The 17,108-nt window shown below is 73.4% G+C and carries 17 protein-coding genes; 8 read left to right on the forward strand and 9 right to left on the reverse strand.

The features are described 5' to 3' along the window. The first annotated feature begins 49 nt into the window (after positions 1-49). On the forward strand, positions 50-1,027 hold the full coding sequence (locus tag GSF22_RS02600) for a hypothetical protein (protein ID WP_208811082.1): 978 nt from the start codon (positions 50-52) through the stop codon (positions 1,025-1,027). Between the two features lie 401 nt (positions 1,028-1,428). On the opposite strand, the gene GSF22_RS02605 is transcribed toward GSF22_RS02600, so the two are convergent. Both GSF22_RS02605 and GSF22_RS02610 read right to left on the reverse strand, forming a co-directional pair. Next, positions 1,429-2,460 carry a sensor histidine kinase gene (locus tag GSF22_RS02605; RefSeq protein ID WP_208811083.1) on the reverse strand — a complete coding sequence of 344 codons (1,032 nt, stop codon included), beginning with the start codon at positions 2,458-2,460 and terminating at the stop codon, positions 1,429-1,431. Continuing rightward, the gene (locus GSF22_RS02610; RefSeq protein ID WP_208811113.1) at positions 2,453-3,148 is read right to left on the reverse strand and encodes a response regulator transcription factor; all 696 of its coding nucleotides are present in this window, start codon (positions 3,146-3,148) and stop codon (positions 2,453-2,455) included. Before GSF22_RS02610 ends, GSF22_RS02605 begins: the two co-directional genes overlap by 8 nt. Positions 3,149-3,314: 166 nt before the next feature. On the opposite strand from GSF22_RS02610, the gene GSF22_RS02615 reads away from it, so the two are divergent. Then, on the forward strand, positions 3,315-4,007 hold the full coding sequence (locus GSF22_RS02615) for a GNAT family N-acetyltransferase (protein WP_208811114.1): 693 nt from the start codon (positions 3,315-3,317) through the stop codon (positions 4,005-4,007). 25 nt (positions 4,008-4,032) lie between these two features. Here the strand turns inward: GSF22_RS02615 and GSF22_RS02620 are convergent, their stop codons facing one another. Then, positions 4,033-5,493, reverse strand: coding sequence for a glycoside hydrolase family 3 N-terminal domain-containing protein (locus tag GSF22_RS02620; RefSeq protein WP_244365867.1), 1,461 nt, complete (start codon positions 5,491-5,493; stop codon positions 4,033-4,035). Positions 5,494-5,664: 171 nt separating this feature from the next. On the opposite strand from GSF22_RS02620, the gene GSF22_RS02625 reads away from it, so the two are divergent. Continuing rightward, positions 5,665-6,840, forward strand: a complete 1,176-nt coding sequence (locus tag GSF22_RS02625) for an ROK family transcriptional regulator (protein ID WP_208811084.1) — start codon at positions 5,665-5,667, stop codon at positions 6,838-6,840. Between the two features lie 168 nt (positions 6,841-7,008). Next, positions 7,009-8,601: a golvesin C-terminal-like domain-containing protein gene (locus GSF22_RS36095; RefSeq protein WP_208811085.1), complete on the forward strand. Its 1,593-nt coding sequence runs from the start codon at positions 7,009-7,011 to the stop codon at positions 8,599-8,601. 116 nt (positions 8,602-8,717) lie between these two features. Here GSF22_RS36095 and GSF22_RS02635 read toward each other — a convergent pair whose 3' ends face one another. Both GSF22_RS02635 and GSF22_RS02640 read right to left on the reverse strand, forming a co-directional pair. Further along, a complete protein-coding gene (locus GSF22_RS02635) occupies positions 8,718-9,722 on the reverse strand; it encodes an ABC transporter permease (protein WP_208811086.1) in 1,005 nt (334 codons plus the stop codon). Next, positions 9,719-10,759, reverse strand: a complete 1,041-nt coding sequence (locus GSF22_RS02640; RefSeq protein ID WP_208811087.1) for an ABC transporter ATP-binding protein — start codon at positions 10,757-10,759, stop codon at positions 9,719-9,721. Before GSF22_RS02640 ends, GSF22_RS02635 begins: the two co-directional genes overlap by 4 nt. 117 nt (positions 10,760-10,876) lie before the next feature. Here GSF22_RS02640 and GSF22_RS02645 point away from each other — a divergent pair, with 117 nt between their 5' ends. Then, positions 10,877-11,719 carry an ABC transporter ATP-binding protein gene (locus tag GSF22_RS02645; protein ID WP_208811088.1) on the forward strand — a complete coding sequence of 281 codons (843 nt, stop codon included), beginning with the start codon at positions 10,877-10,879 and terminating at the stop codon, positions 11,717-11,719. A 131-nt stretch (positions 11,720-11,850) separates the two neighbouring features. Here GSF22_RS02645 and GSF22_RS02650 read toward each other — a convergent pair whose 3' ends face one another. Further along, entirely contained in the window at positions 11,851-12,822 is a 972-nt protein-coding gene (locus tag GSF22_RS02650; protein ID WP_208811089.1) for an LLM class flavin-dependent oxidoreductase, read from the reverse strand. An 84-nt stretch (positions 12,823-12,906) separates the two neighbouring features. On the opposite strand from GSF22_RS02650, the gene GSF22_RS02655 reads away from it, so the two are divergent. Both GSF22_RS02655 and GSF22_RS02660 read left to right on the forward strand, forming a co-directional pair. After that, a complete protein-coding gene (locus GSF22_RS02655; RefSeq protein WP_208811090.1) occupies positions 12,907-13,806 on the forward strand; it encodes a ribokinase in 900 nt (299 codons plus the stop codon). A 61-nt stretch (positions 13,807-13,867) separates the two neighbouring features. Further along, entirely contained in the window at positions 13,868-14,278 is a 411-nt protein-coding gene (locus GSF22_RS02660; protein ID WP_208811091.1) for a YccF domain-containing protein, read from the forward strand. Positions 14,279-14,317: 39 nt separating this feature from the next. Here GSF22_RS02660 and GSF22_RS02665 read toward each other — a convergent pair whose 3' ends face one another. Further along, entirely contained in the window at positions 14,318-15,331 is a 1,014-nt protein-coding gene (locus tag GSF22_RS02665) for a helix-turn-helix domain-containing protein (RefSeq protein WP_208811092.1), read from the reverse strand. A 71-nt stretch (positions 15,332-15,402) separates the two neighbouring features. Between GSF22_RS02665 and GSF22_RS02670 the strand changes: the two genes are divergently transcribed. After that, positions 15,403-15,861: a rhodanese-like domain-containing protein gene (locus GSF22_RS02670; protein ID WP_208811093.1), complete on the forward strand. Its 459-nt coding sequence runs from the start codon at positions 15,403-15,405 to the stop codon at positions 15,859-15,861. A 51-nt stretch (positions 15,862-15,912) separates the two neighbouring features. Here GSF22_RS02670 and GSF22_RS02675 read toward each other — a convergent pair whose 3' ends face one another. Both GSF22_RS02675 and GSF22_RS02680 read right to left on the reverse strand, forming a co-directional pair. After that, positions 15,913-16,560 carry a hypothetical protein gene (locus tag GSF22_RS02675; protein WP_208811094.1) on the reverse strand — a complete coding sequence of 216 codons (648 nt, stop codon included), beginning with the start codon at positions 16,558-16,560 and terminating at the stop codon, positions 15,913-15,915. A gap of 151 nt (positions 16,561-16,711) precedes the next feature. Then, on the reverse strand, positions 16,712-17,095 hold the full coding sequence (locus tag GSF22_RS02680; RefSeq protein WP_208811095.1) for a MauE/DoxX family redox-associated membrane protein: 384 nt from the start codon (positions 17,093-17,095) through the stop codon (positions 16,712-16,714). Between the last annotated feature and the right edge of the window lie 13 nt (positions 17,096-17,108).

Genomic DNA, 17,108 nt, shown 5'->3' on the forward strand with positions numbered 1-17,108 from the left:
CTCGCATCCTGATCCAGACGCGACAGGGCCAGGCGAAGGGCGGTACGCGATGCGTGACGACGACGGAACCCCGACGGGGCGGGGCGTCTCCCGGCGGAGACTGCTCGGTGGGGTCGGTGCCGGCGCGGCGGCCCTGACCATCGGTGGGGTCGCCACGGGTGCCAGCCCCGCCTCCGCCGCGTACTACATGAAGTGGGGTGCGGTCTGTTCGCCGCCGGGTGACTGGGCCACCAAGGTGGACCGGTTGCGACGGATGCGCCCGCAGACCGTACGGGTGTCGATGTTCTGGGGCGACCCGTACAACCGCCGGTTCGCCGACTGGCAGCTCGACCAGCTACTGGGTACCGGGCTGAACGAGATGATCATCCAGTCCTCCGAGGACCCGGACTCCGGTCTGGTGTCCCGGCAGTTGGACCAGGTGCTGCCGTACATCGACGCGCACCCGAACATCCTGTTCGTCTTCGAGATCGGCAACGAACCGGACTACCACACCGATCCGTACACGGCGCGGTGGAAGCGGTTGACCGCGCTGCGGGACAACCTGTGGAGCCGCGCGCGGTCCAACCTCTACCTGGCGGTCAACATGCCGGCCGGGCGGTGGCGCAACCCGAACGACCCGAACTTCGGCTACAGCAGTTCCGGCGCCTACTTCGACGCGTTCGTCCGGGACGCCGGGGACGGTCTGGGCGGGATGTTCCACGGTCCGTACTCACCGAAGATCATCACCGCGCACTGCTACAGCTGGGACCACCTGCGCCGGTACCCGTCCCGGGGCGAGGACAACCCGTACAAGATGGTCGACTACGTCCGGGGCTGGAGCACCTCGGTGAACATGAAGATCACCGAAGCCGGGATCAACATCGCCGGGGGTACCGACCGGGGTTCCCGCTACGTCGAGTTCGGCTCCTCGATCGCCAACGAGACCGCGGGGCAGGTGGACAGCGTCATCTTCTACGGCCTGCCGGACGTCGAGTTGTCGTACTCGATCCAGGCCGCCGAGGCCGACCGGATCGGCACGCACCCCTGACCGGTACCCGTCCTCCCGCCGGACCCGGCCGGGCCGGATCGGGTGACGGACGGGGGTCCGGCTCCCTTTGCTCTGCTTCAGTCCCGGCAACACTTCGGGGCCCGGGGTGTTGCCTCCGCTGAAGCAGAGCAAAGGGGGGTGGACAGGGAAGCGCGCCCGCGCCCCTAGCCAATTGGTTAGGTGACCGCCAGCGACGCCGGTTCAGCGGCCCGGCGGCGGTGGTGGGCCCGACTCGTCCACCCGGTGCCAGGGTGGACTGGTCCGGAGACCGTCGTACCGGTCCTGGACGGGAAACCGGGACGGTGGGGGCGACCGGTCACCCCGGTGGTCGTCACGGTGCTGCTCGACGGAGGACATCCCACGACGGTGCCAAATTAATCTGCCCAGGTAGGAACACAAATTTAAATTTCCGGATTATCCGGCAACCGGACCACGAACCGGCATCCGTCGCCGGTGTTCCGGACGTCGACCCGGCCGCCGTGCGCCTCCACCAGACCGCGGACGATGGCCAGGCCCAGCCCACCCGAGCCGTCTCCGGAACCACCACCCCGCCCGGGGGTACGCGCCGGCTCGCCCCGGAACGCCACGTCGAAGAGCCGGGGCAGATCCGTCTCGGGTATTCCACCGCAGGTGTCGGCGACCGAGAACCAGGCGCCGTCGCGTGCCCGGCCCGCGTCGACCCGTACCGTGCCGTCCTCGGGCGTGTAGCGAACCGCGTTGAGCAGCAGATTGCCCACCACCCGGGCCAGTTCCGGCTCGCTGGCGGTGACCACCGGCCAGCCCGACTCGGCGGAAACCAGCCGGATCCGGCGCGCGGCGGCCAACGGTGCCGTACCGGCCAGCGCGTCGGAGACCACGTCCCCGAGCGGCACCCGGGACAGCGACAGCCGCAGCGCCCCGGCGTTGATCCGGGACAGCTCGAACAGGTCGTCGACGAGTCGGGTCATCCGGTCGGTCTCCGTCCGGATCCGCCGGTGGTACTCGTCGACCGTCTCCGGGTCGCGCACCACCCGGTCCTCCAGCGCCTCCGCCATGGCCCGCAACCCGGCCAACGGGGTACGCAGGTCGTGCGAGACCCAGGCGACCAGGTCCCGCCGTCCCTTCTCCACCTGCCGTTCCCGTTCCCGGGCCTGGTCCGCCCAGACGGCGGCGGCGGCCAGCCGGCGGCCGAAGAGCCAACCCACCCCGAGACTCACCGCAGCGGCGGCGGCAACCGTGATCAGCACCACCTCCAGGTCGTGCGGGGAGAGGAACATCGCCTCGGCGACCACCGCCACCCCGGCCACCACGGCGGTCACGGTGATCGCCAGCAGGGCACAGATGTGCACGGTAACCGAGCGGTGCCGCAGCAGCCGGAGCAGGAGGGCACCGGCCAGGCCGACACCGAGGGCCGCACCGAGCGCCATCCCGAAGATCAGCGCCAGGTCACGCATCAGCCGGCTCGTACCGGTAGCCGACGCCCCACACCGTCACGATGCGCCGGGGTTCGGCCGGGTCGGTCTCCACCTTCTCCCGTAGCCGACGGACGTGCACGGTCACCGTGGACCGGTCGCCGAAACTCCAGCCCCACACCCGTTCCAGCAGCTCCGCCCGGCTCAGCGCCCGCCGGGGATGCCGCATCAGGTGGGCGAGCAGGTCGAACTCGCGCAGCGTCAGGGTCAGCTCCCGGCCGTGCAACTGCGCCACCCGGGGGCCGGTCCGCACGACCAGGCCGTCGTCGGTGAGTACCTCCGGCCGGTCGGCCGGTGACCCGCCACCGGCCCGCCGGAGCACCGACTGGACCCGGAGTACGAGTTCCCGGGGGGAGAACGGCTTGGTGAGGTAGTCGTCCGCGCCGAGTTGCAGGCCCAGGACCCGGTCCGCCTCGTCGCCGAGGGCGGTCAGCATGACGATCGGCACCCCGTCCGGCCGGGCCCGCAACCGGCGGCACACCTCCAGGCCGTCGACCTCCGGCAGCATCAGATCGAGTACGACCAGGTGCGGCATCTCCCGGGCCACGGCGGCGAGCGCGGCGGCCCCGTCGCCGACGTGGCTGACCTGGTAGCCGGCGTGTTCCAGGTAGCGGCAGACCACGTCGCTGACCGTCCGGTCGTCGTCGACCACCAGTACCCGCTGCGCCACCGTCACCACCCGACCCGTCCGGCTGCCGCCCGTCGGGTCAGCGTAGTCAGGCGCCACCGGCCATCGGCCGGCCGGAGAGGTTGCGAGGTTCTTACGGCCGTGCTGGCCGGCCCGGCGTACGCTGAAAATGATCACGGCGCCGGCGCGGGAGGGTGGTGCGGACCTGATGGTGGACCGCCGGCTCTATCTGCACCTGGCGACCTGGCTGGGTCAGTGGCCGCCCCGGCAGCCGCTCCAGGTGGTGCGGTCGCACCGGCGGCTCTCGCCCGCCTGGGACGGTCGGGCCCGGCCGGCCGTCGCGGTCGCCGCGCCCGACGGGACGGTGCTGTCGGTGCCGCCGCCCCGGGTGGCGCCGGTCCGCCGGCTGGCCGCCCGTTGCGGTGCCCTGCCCGCCCCGGTCGGGCGCCCCCTGGACCGGCTCCTGGCGGAGTTGCCGGCGGCGGTGGGTTTCGCCGACTGGCCGGTGCACCGGGGCGTGTTCCGGTGGACGCTGGCCCCCACCCCGTTGCCGGACGCCGGCCGCTGGGTGTCGTCCGACGAGCCGGACCTGCCGTCCTGGCTGCGCTGGTTCGACCGGGAGGTGCTGGTGGCCCGGGACGACACCGGTGGTTACCTGGCCGGGGTGGGTATCAAACGGCACGACGCGTACGGCCACGAACTCGCGGTCGGTACCGCCCCGCACGCCCGGGGGCGCGGGCTGGCCCGCCGACTGGCCGCCCAGGCGGCCCGCCGGGTACTGGACGACGGGGCGGTGCCGATCTACCAGCACGACCCGGCGAACGCCGCCTCCGCCCGGGTGGCCGAGGCGGCCGGTTTCGCCGAGCGGGGCTGGCGGTCGTACGGCGTCTTCCCGGAGTGACCGGCCGACTCGTCGGGCGGCCCGGTCAGCGGGCGTCGACCAGACCGAGCACCTCGGCCGCTGCCCGACCGTTGGCGTGGCTGGCGCCGTACGTGGTGACGAAGGCGCGCGCCGCCGTCGGGCGCCACCGGGACGGCCAGCCCATCTCCAGCACCGTCACCGGGTGGGCGGCGGCCAGCGTCTCCACCAGGTCGGCCGCGCCCGGCAGCCGGTGCAGATGCCGGCCGACCAGCAGGATCGGCCGGTCGCCCGCCTGCTCCCGCAGCGCCGCGACCGAGGTGCCGCCGACCGCCACCGGTACCTCCTCGACGCCGTGCGGCCCGAGCCCCCACGGCACCCGCCCCTCGGCGATCGTCGAGTCGCTGACCAGACGCACCACCAGGGGCGTGGTCAGGTCGGCGAGCACCCCCTCCACCCGGACCGCCCGGCGGGCGGCGGCGTACCCGAGGTCCGTGGCGGCGGCCGGCGGACCGACCACCGGTCGCGCCCAGGCGGCGAGTTCGGCGGTGCGGGTGGCGGCCTGCTCCAGCCGGGCCAGCGGGAGCTGCCCGTCGGCGACCCCGGCGAGGATGGCCGTGACCACCTGCTCCACCAGCGCGGCGTCCACCTTCGCCCCGATGCAGAGCAGATCGGCGCCGGCGGCCAGGGCGCGTACCGCCGCCGGCCCGACACCGCCGGCGGCCAGCGCGGCCCCCTTCATCTCCAGCGCGTCGGTGATCACCGTCCCGGTGAAGCCGTACTCGGTGCGCAGCAGATCGACCAGGACGGACCGGCTGAACGTGGCCGGCGCGTCCCCGGTCAGCCCGGGTACCCGGATGTGCGCGGTCATGATCGCGCGGGCGTCGGCGGCGATCACCGCCGCGAAGGGCGGCAGGTCCCGGGCCCGCAGCAGGTCGACCGGTACGTCGACGGTGGGCAGCTCGTGGTGGGAGTCGGCGACCGTGGCGCCGTGCCCGGGGAAGTGCTTGGCGCAGGCGGCCACCCCGGTGGCCTGGAGCCCGGTGACGGCGGCGGCGGCGTGGGCGGCCACCCGGACCGGGTCGGCGCCGAAGGAACGGGTACCGATCACCGGGTTCTCGTCGGCGGTGTTCACGTCCACCGTCGGGGCGAGGTTCACGTTGACGCCCAGTACGGCGAGTTCGGCGCCGATCGCCTCGTACACCCGGCGGGTCAGCGCGGTGTCGCCGATCGCGCCCAGCGCCGCGTTGCCCGGGTACGGGCTGCCGGTGGCGTGGGCGAGCCGGGTGACGTCGCCACCCTCCTCGTCGATGGCGACCAGGACGTCCGGCCGCCCGGCGCGCAGCGCGGCGGTGACCCCGGCGACCTGGTCGGGGTCCACGATGTTGGTGCCGAAGAGGGTGTGCCCGGCCAGGCCCTCGCCGAGCAGCTCGACCGCCCAGTCCGGCGCGGTGGCGCCGGGGAAGGCGGCGAGCAGGGTGCCCAGCGCGAGTCGACGCAGGGCGGGATCGGTCCGCACGGTGGTCATCTTCCCTTCACTGCTCCGGGCGCGCGTGTCGTACCCGGAAGCAGCCGTCCCGCAGGTCGGTGCTGCCGGGTCGTCTGACCGCCCCGTCCACCGCCGACCATTACGCTACGGCTACTCGTCTGACAGCTCACGTAACTGTGAGCAAACTTTACTGAGATCCGAGGACATGGCATGAGTTCGACCCGGCTGCCCGGTACCCCACGCCTGCTCCGTGCCCTGAACGACCGGGCCGCGCTGGAGCTGCTGCTGGAGCGGGGACCGCTCACCCGGGCGCAGCTCGGCGCGGCCACCGGCCTGTCCAAGGTCACCGCGAGCCAACTGGTCGAGCGGCTGGAGGAGCGGGGCCTGGTCACCCGGGTCGGCGAGCAGGCCGGCGGGCGTGGCCCGAACGCGCAGCTCTACGCGGTCCGGCCGGGCAGCGCGCACGTGATCGGGGTGGACGTGGGCGCCGACCGGGTGGTCGCCGCCTGCGCCGACATCACCGGGGCGGTGATCGGCCGGGTGGAGCAGTCCACCCGGGACACCGACGACCCGGTGGGCGTGGTGCACAACGCCGTGGTCGAGGTGGCCGGCAGCGCCCAGGCACAGCTGGCCAGCGTACGCCGGATCGTGCTGGGCACCCCCGGCCTGGTGGATCCGGCGAGCGGTGACATGACGTTCGCCTTCAACCTGCCCCGCTGGCACCGGGGTCTGCTCGCCGCGTTGCGGGAGGACCTGCGCATCCCGGTGCTCTTCGAGAACGACGTCAACCTGGCGGCGGTCGCCGAGGCGCAGTCCGGTGCGGCGCAGGACGTGGACGACTTCGTGCTGGTCTGGGTGGGGGCCGGCCTCGGCCTGGCGATCATGCTCGGCGGCCGGCTGCACCACGGCAGCTCCGGGGCGGCCGGCGAGATCGGCTACCTGCCGGTGCCCGGGGTGCCGATCCCGCGCGACGTCTCCCGCCGGGCGAAGCCGGCGTTCCAGCAGCTCGCCGGGGCGGACGCGGTTCGTGAGGTGGCCGCCGAGAAGGGCTTCGAGGCGGCGACGGCGGCGGACGCGGTGCGCGCGGCGATCGGCGCCGGTACGGCCGGCGGCAGCATGCTCGACGAGTTGGCCCGCCGGTTGGCGCTCGGGGTGGCGAGCACGTGTGTGGTGCTCGACCCGCCGCTGGTGGTGCTCGCCGGTGAGGTGGGGCAGGCCGGCGGTGCGGCCCTGGCCGACCGGGTGCAGCACGAGGTCGCGGCGATCACGCTGGTCAAGCCGAAGGTGGTACCGACCGGGGTGCCGGACGAGCCGATCCTGCGGGGTGCGCTGCGGACCGCCCTGGACGCGGTCCGGGACGAGGTCTTCGGATCCACGGTCGGCTGAACCCTCGACGGGTGCTCCCGCCGACCGCTCGTTGCACATGTGAAGAAATTCTTCACCAAAGGGAAAGCTTCTGCAAGGTCTCGACATAGATAGAAGTCTCGCTATACCGTTCCGTCACCTGGGGTCCGGCCGCTGGAGGCGCCCCCGCGCACTGCGTTAGGAGTGACGGTGACTGTACGGAGCCCGCTGCGTCGCACGAGCCAACTGCTCGGCGGCGCCCTCATCCTGGCCACGGCCCTGGCCGGTCAACCCGCCTCGGCCGCACCGACCGACACCACCCGGCCGGCCGGCGCCCTCGCCGCCGCCTTCGACACCGCCGCCAGCCGGCACGACGTACCCCGGGACCTGCTCGCCGCCCTCGGCTACGCCGAGACGCACCTGGACGGGCACGGTGGCGCCCCCAGCTTCTCCGGCGGGTACGGCGTGATGCACCTGACCCGGAACCCGAAGGTACGGACCCTCGACGAGGCCGTCGTCGCCACCGGGCTGGACGCCGACACGCTGCGTACCCGGGACGCGGCCAACGTGACCGGCGCGGCGGCCGTGCTGCGCTCCTACGCCGACGCCGCCGGACTCACCGGCGACCAGCGCCGCGACGTCGACCAGTGGTACCCGGTCGTCGCCCGGTACGGCGGTGCGACCGACCCGGCCACCGCCCGGCTCTACGCCGACACCGTGTACGACCTGCTCGCCACCGGTTTCACCGCGCGTACCGGCAGCGGCCCGGTGGCCGTCACCGGACGGCCGGTCGCCCCCCGGCGCGGCGCGCTCGCCGCCACCGCCCCGCTCGGCAGCGGCACCGCCGGCCCGGCCACCGGCACCGCCACCGGCACGGGTGACCTCGGCACGCTCAGCACCGACTACCCGCCGGCCGCCTGGGTCCCGGCCAGCTCCAGCAACTACACGGTCTCCAGCCGGGAGAGCGCCTACCCGATCAACTACGTCGTCATCCACACCATGCAGGGTTCGTACGCCGGCTCGATCAGCTGGTTCCAGAACCCGTCGGCCGGCGTCAGCGCGCACTACCTGCTCCGCTCCTCCGACGGCGCGGTCACCCAGATGGTGCGGGACAAGGACATCGCCTGGCACGCCGGCAACTGGACGTACAACACCCAGTCCATCGGGCTGGAACACGAGGGTTACGTCAGCGACGCGTCCTGGTACACCGACGCGATGTACCGCGCCTCGGCCGCGCTGACCAGGTACCTCTGCGACAAGTACGGCATCCCGAAGGACCGTACCCACATCATCGGCCACAACCAGGTACCCGGCGCCACCCACACCGACCCCGGGCCGAACTGGAACTGGACCTACTACATGCAGCTGGTGACCGGCTCCACCCCGCCGCCGGCCTGGTCCACCATCGTCGACAACAGCACCGCCGGCCGGTTCACCGCCAGCGCCAACTGGGCCGTCTCGACCTACTCCACGCAGCGGTACGGCGCCGACTACCACTACGCCAACCCGGTCTCCGCCAGCGACGCGGCCTGGTACAAGGTCAACATCCCGGCGACCGCCAGCTACCGGGTCGAGGTCTGGTACCCGGCCAACGCGGGCTACAACAGCGCCGCGCCGTACATCGTGGCCACCACCACCGGCAACCAGACCGTCTACGTCGACCAGCGGGCCAACGGCGGGCAGTGGCGCTCGCTGGGCACCTTCAGTCTCGCCGCCGGGGACGCCAACGTGGTCGGCGTCAGCCGGTGGACCTCCGGCACCGGCTACGTCATCGCCGACGCCATCCGGGTCACCCGCCTGTAGGTGTGAGGAAGGGCCCCTTCCTATCGCTTTCGGTATAGGAAGGGGCCCTTCCTAACGCGCCGGCTCAGGGTGCGCGTGACGCCGGCCGGCACGCCGGGCTCGGCCGGCCTCCCGGCTCAGGCCAGGTCGCGGCGGCGGAACGCGGTGAACGAGGCGGCCACGGCACCCGCCACCAGCAGGGTCAGGACCAGCAGCCCGCCCCGCCAGGTGATCTCGTACATGCCGTCACAAAAGGACTCGATCGGTCGGCAGGCCTGGTTGTCCCAGAACTCCACCCGGCCGACCAGCCACGCGCCCAGGTAGGAGCTGAGCATCCACTGGTCCGGGCGGGCCACCTCGATGATCTCGAACACCACCCGGGCACCCAGCTCCCACAGCACGACGTACCCGGCGAAGGTGCCGAGCGCGGCGGCGGTGTGCCGGCCCAGCGTCGCCACCGAGAAGCCGAGCGTGCCCGCCATCAGCACCAGCACCAGGCCCCGCAGGTACGTCAGGGACAGGTCGGTCCAGAACGTGGCCGTCGGGTCGCCGACGAGCCCGCCCACGACGGCGATCAGCCAGAACGCCCCGAGGTAGAGCAGCGACGACAGCACCGACACGACGAGGACCGTGCCGAGCAGCGCACCCAGCTTGGTGCCCAGCACGGTCATCCGCTGCGGACGCCAGAGCAGCAGGTTGGTCATGCCCCCCGAGGTCAGGTCGGCGCCGATGTAGGAGGCGCCGACCAGGAAGGCGAAGAGCATCAGGAACGCGATCAGGAAGTAGAGCAGCGGACGGATCTGCTGGTCGAAGACGAAGACCTGGTACAGGAAGTCCCCGGCGGAGGGCAGATGCTTCGACCGGGCCGGATCCATTTCGGCGCAGTTGGCGGGGTACCCGTCCTGCCCCGGCTGGACACCCGCCGCCCGCGCCGCCAGGCAGTTCTGGTACGCCTGCACCATCTCCTGCCGGGCCGTGGCGGCCTGCTGCTCGGCCCGGGTCACCTCGACCTGGGTAGGCCGGTGCGAGCTGGCCAGGGTGGTGGCGATGGTGATGCCGAACGCGGCGATCAGCAGCACCACCATGAGCTGGACGAACCGGCGGGCGGTCAGCCGCTCCAGTTCCGCGCGGACCAGGTTCACGCCGGCACCTCCCCGGATCCGGTGGCCGTCGGGCCGAGTTCGATGACCCGCTCCGGTTCCCCAGCATCCCGGCCGGTGCCGCGGTCCGGTGGTGCGGTGTGTTCCGGTCCGGTGCCCGCGGACCGGTGGCCGGTACCGGTCAGTTCGAGGAAGACGCTCTCCAGGTCCGGCGTCAACGGCGTCACCTCCCGTACCCAGAGGCCCTGCTCGCCGAGGGTGCGGGCGATCGCGGTGGGGTCCGCGACCTGCTGGACCACCAGGTGGTCCGGATGCCCGACCACCGTCAGGCCGGCGGCGCCGAGCAGCTCGGCGGCCCGGTCCAGCTCGGCCACCCGGACCCGGTACTCGCCGTGGTCGAAACCGGCGAGCACCTCGTCGACCCGACCGGCCACCACCCGGCGGCCCCGGGAGATGATCGTCACGTGGTCGCAGATCAGCTGGATCTCCGCGAGGATGTGGCTGGAGACCAGCACGGTCACCCCGGCCGCTGCCAGGTCACGCATCAGGTCGCGCATCTCCCGGATACCGGCCGGGTCGAGGCCGTTCGCCGGCTCGTCCAGGATCAGCAGCTCCGGCTCCTTCAGCAGCGCCGAGGCCACCGCCAGTCGCTGTTTCATGCCCAACGAGTACGACCGGACCCGCTCGTCGGCCCGGTCGGCCAACCCGACCTGCTCCAGTACCGCGTCCACCCGGCTGGTCGGCACCCCACCCGCCACGGCCAGCAGCCGTAGCGTCCGCCGGCCGGTGAAGTTGCCGAAGAACTGCGGGCTCTCCACGATCGCGCCGACCCGGCCGGCGACCTGGGGCAGCCGCTCGGGTGCCGGTTCCCCGAACACCGTCATCCGCCCGGAGTCGGCGCGTACCAGCCCGAGCAGGGCGCGCAGCGTGGTCGTCTTGCCCGAGCCGTTCGGGCCGAGGAAACCGTGGATCTGACCGGACTCCACCAGCAGGTCGAAGCCGTCCAGCGCCACGTGGGCACCGCCGCGCAGCCGGCGGAACGTCTTGCGCAGGCCGGATATCTCGATGACCGTACTCATGCGGGGACCGGATCGGGGTGGCTCATGCGGACCTCCGGGTGATCAGTGACACGGCGCACCCTACGGTGCCGGTGATGTCCGTGGGGGGCGGGTCGGGCTGCGTGGTTGGATGTCCGGGTGCCTACTGACCTGGTCCCCGGCGCCAGTGGCGCCGCCCCCACCCCCTCGCCCGTGACCGCCGACGTGGTCGTCGACCTGGCCGGGGTCAGCGTGCTCCGGTCCGGCACGCGGCTGCTCGACACCGTCGACTGGCGGGTTGAGCTGGACGAACGCTGGGTGGTCCTCGGCCCCAACGGGGCCGGCAAGACCACCCTGCTGAACCTGGCCGCCGCCCGGCTGCACCCCACCACCGGGGTCGCCCACGTGCTCGGTGAGCGCATCGGCCGGACCGACATCGCCGAACTGCGTACCCGGATCGGCCTCTCCACCGCGGCGCTCGCCGAACGGATCCCCGCCGACGAACCGGTCAGCGACGTGGTCCTGACCGCCGCCTGGTCGGTGGTCGGCCGCTGGCGGGAACGCTACGACGCGATGGACGCCGCGCGGGCCGTCGCGCTCCTCGACCAGCTCGGTGTCGGCTCGTTGGCGGACCGGACGTACGGCACCCTCTCGGAGGGGGAGCGGAAGCGGGTGCAGATCGCCCGGGCCCTGATGACCGACCCGGAGCTGCTGCTGCTCGACGAACCGGCCGCCGGGCTCGACCTCGGCGGGCGGGAGGACCTGGTGGCCCGGCTGGCCGAGCTGGCGTACGACCCGGACGCCCCGGCGCTGGTCCTGGTCACCCACCACGTCGAGGAGATCCCGCCCGGCTTCACCCACGCACTGCTGCTGCGGGACGGCCGGATCGTCGCCCAGGGGCTGCTCGACGACACCCTGACCGGGGAGAACCTGACCGAGACGTTCGGACTGCCCCTGGTGGTGCAGCGCCACGGCGACCGGTACACCGCCCGCGCCGCCTGAGCGAGCGCATGCCGCGCGGGTGCGCACGCCGTGCGGGTGGGCATGCCGTGCGGGTGGGCACGCCGCGCGGAGTGTTAGGAAGGGGCCCTTCCTCTACCGGAAACGTTAGGAAGGGGCCCTTCCTTGCACTCTCAGCGGAGTGCGTCGGCGGCGAGGGTGATGTGCGCGACGGCCAGCTGCGGGTCCGGGGGCGGGACGAGCACCACCGCGTCCGCCCCGGCCTCCGCCAGGGCGGCCAGCGCGGCCCGGCACTGTGCGGGCGTACCGGCCACCGCGAACCGGTCCACATAGCTGTCCGGTAGGGCCGCCGCCAGTGCCGCCACGTCGTCCCCGGTGGCGGCCCGCAGCGCGGTGACCTCCTCGGCCAGGTCGACGTCGGCCGCCGCCGGTGCCCGGCCGGCGGAGAGCAGCCGGGCGATCTCCGTGCGGGCGCTGGCCCGGGCGGAGTCGAAGTCGAAGAAGGCGTACACGGTCACCCGGTGCGGGTCGGTCCGGCCGGCCGCCCGGCGGCCCTGCTCGATCTGCTCCCGGGCCCACCGCACGTACGCCGGGCTCGCGCACTCGGCCAGGATGGTGCCGTCGGCGAGCTGACCGGACAGGCGCAGGGAGCGTTCGTTGCGTACCCCGGTGGCGACCGGCAGCGGCCCGGCCGGCGGGTACGCCAGCGTCACCCCGTCGAGCCGGACGTGCCGACCGCTCACCGAGACGGTCTCCCCGCCGAGCAGGGCGCGTACCGCCTCGACCGTCTCGCCGAGCACCGCCAGGGGTGACGGGTGCCCGGCGCCGACCTGCTGTACCCAGTCGGCCATGCCGTGACCGAATCCGGGCAGGATCCGGCCGGGGAACATCCGGTCCAGGTTGGCCAGTTCCATGGCGGCGAGCGCCGGGTTGCGGAACGCGGCCGGCATGATGCCCAGCCCGATCCGCAGCCGTTCGGTGACCGCGGCGGCCACCGACACCGACGAGACCGCACCGGCGAAGAAGCAGTCCTCGACCAGCCACAACTCGTCGTAGCCGAGCCGCTCGACCAGGCGCGCGTACGCCGGCAGGTTCTCCGGCGGGCTGTCGCAGCGGTACATCACTCCGATCGGCATGTCCGTCATGCCTCACAAGCCTGCCATGGGCCGGGCCGATCCGGGGGTAGCCCTAGACTCACCGCGACGTTCGATGTGGCAGGGAGGTGCCGGGTGGACCGGACCAGGGTGGTGGTCGTGGGCAGCGCCAACATGGACCTGGTCGCCACCACGCCGACGCTGCCCGGTCGGGGCGAGACCGCGCTGGGCAGCGACTTCGTCATGGTGGCCGGCGGCAAGGGCGCCAACCAGGCGATCGCGGCCAGCCGCGCGGGTGCCGCCTGCACCCTGCTCGGCGCGATCGGCTCGGACTCCTTCGGGGTCACCCTGAAGGCCCGGATCGCGGGGGCCGGCGTCGACACCGAGCACCTGCGGGTGGTGTATGGCGCCTCCGGGGTAGCCCTGGTGATGGTGGACGGCGGCGGGCAGAGCGCGGTCCTGGTCACCCCGGGGGCGAACGCCTCCCTCACCGGGCTGACCGGCAGCGAACTCGACGTGATCCGGCGCGCCGACGTACTGGTCGCGCAGTTGGAGACGCCCCTGGAGGCGGTCACCGAGGCGGTACTGGCCGCCCGGTCGGCGGGTACCCGGGTGCTGCTCAACGCGGCGCCGGCCCGGGAGGTACCGGCGGACCTGCTCGCCGCCGTGGACCTGCTGGTCGCCAAGGAGAAGCACGCCCCGGCGATCGTGGGCGCCGCCCCGGACGTGCGGGCCGCCCTGCTGGACCTGGTACCCCGGGTGGCACTGACCCTCGGGGCGCAGGGTGCCTGGTACGGCGACCGGGACGGGACGGCGGTGCACGTCCCGGCGGTGAAGGTCGACGTGGTCGACTCCACGGCGTCCGGGGACGCGTTCACCGGTGCCCTCGCGGTGGCCTGGGGCGAGGGTCGGGACCTGGTGTCGGCGGTGGCCTGGGCGACGGCGGCCGGTGCGGCCTGCGCCCGGCGGCTCGGCGCCTCGGTGGCCCTGCCGCACCGCGCCGAGATCGACGAGTTGTACACCGCACCGGTCTGAGCCACCCGGCGGCGCATGCCCGTTCGGCCCGGTGGTTGAGCCGGCCGGGCACGATGGGGACATGGTCCGGTTTCTGCTCAATCTTCTCTGGCTGGTCTTCGGTAGCGGCATCGTGCTGGCGATCGGGTACGGCATCGCGGCGCTGATCTGCTTCGCGCTGGTGGTGACCATTCCGTTCGGTGTGGCATCGCTGCGGCTGGCCTACTACTCGCTCTGGCCGTTCGGTCGCACGCTGGTACCGAAGCCGGGCGTGGGGGTCGCCTCCGGGCTGGCGAACGTGCTCTGGCTGATCGTCGCCGGCTGGTGGCTGGCCCTGTCGCACATCGTCGCCGGGGTGGGGCTCTGCCTGACGGTCGTCGGGATCCCGTTCGGGATCGCCAACTTCAAGCTGGTACCGGCGGCGCTCTGGCCACTCGGCCGGGAGGTGGTCGAGGTCGACGACCTGCGCCGGCCCGGCCTCAGCCCGGTCTGACCCGCGTCGGCCGGGGCGGAAGGCCCGGTCTGACCCGCGTCAGCCCTGGCGGAAGGCCCGCCGGTACGCCGACGGCGAGGTGTGCACCGTCCGCCGGAAGTGGTGCCGGAAGGTGACCGCCGACTCGAAGCCGACCATCCGGGCGACCTCCTCGACCGGTGTGTCGGAGTGCTCCAGCAGGGCCAGGCTGGCCTGTACCCGTTGGTTGACCAACCATCGCACCGGCGGGGTACCGGTGACCCTGGTGAAGTGGCGGAGATAGCTGCGGGTCGACATGGTGGCCCGCTCGGCGAGGGCCCGCAGGGTGATCGGCGTACCGAGGTTGGCCAGCGCCCAGGCCATGCTCAGGGCGATCCGGTCCTCGCCCGCACCGGTGGCGAGCGGAGCCTCGATGAACTGTGCCTGCCCGCCGGAGCGGTGCGGTTGGGCGACCAGGCGGCGGGCCACCGCGTTGGCCACGGTCGCCCCGTGGTCCTGCCGGACCAGGTGCAGGCACAGGTCCAACCCGGCTGCGCTGCCCGCGCCGGTCAGCACGTCGCCGTGGTCGACGTAGAGCACCCCCGGATCCACGTCGACGGCGGGGTGACGCTGGCGCAGCCGGTCGGCGTACCGCCAGTGGGTGGTGGCCCGCCGGCCGTCGAGCAGCCCCGCTCCGGCCAACGCGAACGCCCCCGAGCAGATCGAGACGATCCGGGCACCCCGCCGGTGTGCCCGGTGGAGTGCGTCGACCAGCCGGGGGGACGGCCCGACGTCGACATCGGGTACGCCGGGCACGATCACGGTCTGTGCCGCAGCGAAGGCGTCCAGGCCGTGCCGGGTGTACAGACTCGCGCCGCCGACGACGTCGACGGGACCGGGGACCTCGGCGCAGACGGTGAGGTCGTACCAGTCGACGTCGAACTCGGGTCGGGGCAGTCCGAAGACCTCGGTGACGATGCCCGTCTCGAAGACGGACATGCCGGGGTAGGCGAGTACCGACACGGTCCGTCGTCCGCTGCGGGCCGGGGCGGTTCCCCGCGCAGGCCGGGGCAGGTCCGGCCGGTGGTGGGACATGGCGGGATGTTATCGGTGCCCGTCATCCTGGCCACTGTTGCCCGGTCCGGGCGGTGGGCAGGATCGACGGCATGTCGAGAGTCCTCTCCGTGGCCGCCGCCCCCGCACCGGACGCGGTCGCCCACTTCGCCGCCCGGTTGTCGTACGAGACCGACGTCAGTGACGTGTACGCCGACCTGACCGCCGGGACGGCGGAGATCGTCGTGGTCGACTCCCGGTCCGGGGACGCCTGGCGACAGGGCCACCTTCCGGGTGCCGTGCACCTGCCGACCGCGCAGGTGCCGACGTCGGCCGGCACGCTGGTGCCGCCGGGTGCCACCGTCGTCACCTACTGCTGGGGGCCGGGCTGCAACGGCGCCACCCGGGCGGCGCTCGCCTTCGCCCGCCTCGGTCACCCGGTCAAGGAGATGATCGGCGGATTCGAGTACTGGGTCCGCGAGGGCCTGCCGGTGGTCACCGCTTCCGGCCTGCATCGGCGGCCGGTCGACGGGCTGACCGCAGTCGGGCCGTCGAAGGACTGTGGCTGCTGAGCCGGCCGGCAGCGGCCAGCGGGCCGGCAGCGCGTCCGGCCGGTACCGCGCTCAGCCGGCGCTGTCCTCGCCGAGCCGGTTCTCGCCCCGGCGGCGCAGCATCCCGAGGCCGGGGATCCCGGCGACCGCCAGTTTGAGGTCCCGGGTGACGTCGAGCAGGTCGTGCAGGTCCGGGCCCACCCGGTCCAGGGTGGCCAGGATCGGCAGGATGTCCGAGGTGAGGTGCTGCTTGAGTTTCGGCAGCTCGTCGACGAGCCGGATGGCGGCGGTGACCTCCTCGTGGCTCAGCTCCTCGACGAAGCGACCGGCCATCGGTGCCGCCCGCCGCAGCGTGTCGGCATAGGCCGTCAGCAACTCGTCGGCGGTGCCCGCCGCGGTGGCCGCCCTGGTCACCGTGTCGGCGGCCCGGGTCGCCACCGTCTCCGCCCCGGCGACCACCGTGCCGGCCGCGCGGGTCACCCGTTCCGCGTCGTCGACCAGGGTCGCGGCAGCGGTCACCACCCGGTCGGTACGGTCCAGCGTCGCCTCGACCCGGTCGACCACCTGGTTGATCCGGGTGAGCAGCGCCTCCACCCCGTCGAGCAGCGCGAAGGCCCGGGCGGGCAGACCGGCCAGCGCGGTGGCCGAGCCGAGTGCCTGGTCGACGGCGGACCGGGTCAGGCCGAGAACGTCGGAAGGACGGGGAAGGGGGATCGCCATGCACCCAGTGTGCGTCGCGCCGGCCAGCGCCGCCCGGCGCCGCTCACCTGCTCTGCGCCGGCCGGCTGCTCTGCGCCATTCACTTGCCCGGCGTCGTCCACCTGCTCTGCGCCGGCCGGCTGGTTCCGGTCGTCGCCGGCCGGTACCGGTGTCAGTCCCGGTCGTCGGCGGAGCGGGCGACCCGCAGGCCCCACCAGATCAGCGGGGCCTGGAGGGGCAGCCGGCCGTACGCGACGGCCCGCTGGGCGGGACGTCGGTGCCGCCAGTCCCGCGCCATCTGCACGTTCGCCGGGAACACGGCCGCGAAGAGCGCGGCGGCGGCCAGTCCGCCGGCCCGGCGGGTACGCGGGTGTGCCACCGCCGCCGCCACGGCCAGCTCGGCGACGCCGCTGGCGTACGTCCAGAACCGGGCCGGTCCGGGCAGGGCCGGCGGCACGATCGGGTCGTAGAACCGGGGCCGGGCGAAGTGGGTGACCCCGGCGGCGGCCAGCAGGCCGGCGAGGGCGAGCGCGTTCCGGTGGGTGGGGGTGGTCATCCGGTGACGATAG

Origin of the sequence: Micromonospora echinofusca, assembly GCF_017614955.1 — a bacterium.
GTDB lineage: Bacteria > Actinomycetota > Actinomycetes > Mycobacteriales > Micromonosporaceae > Micromonospora > Micromonospora echinofusca_A.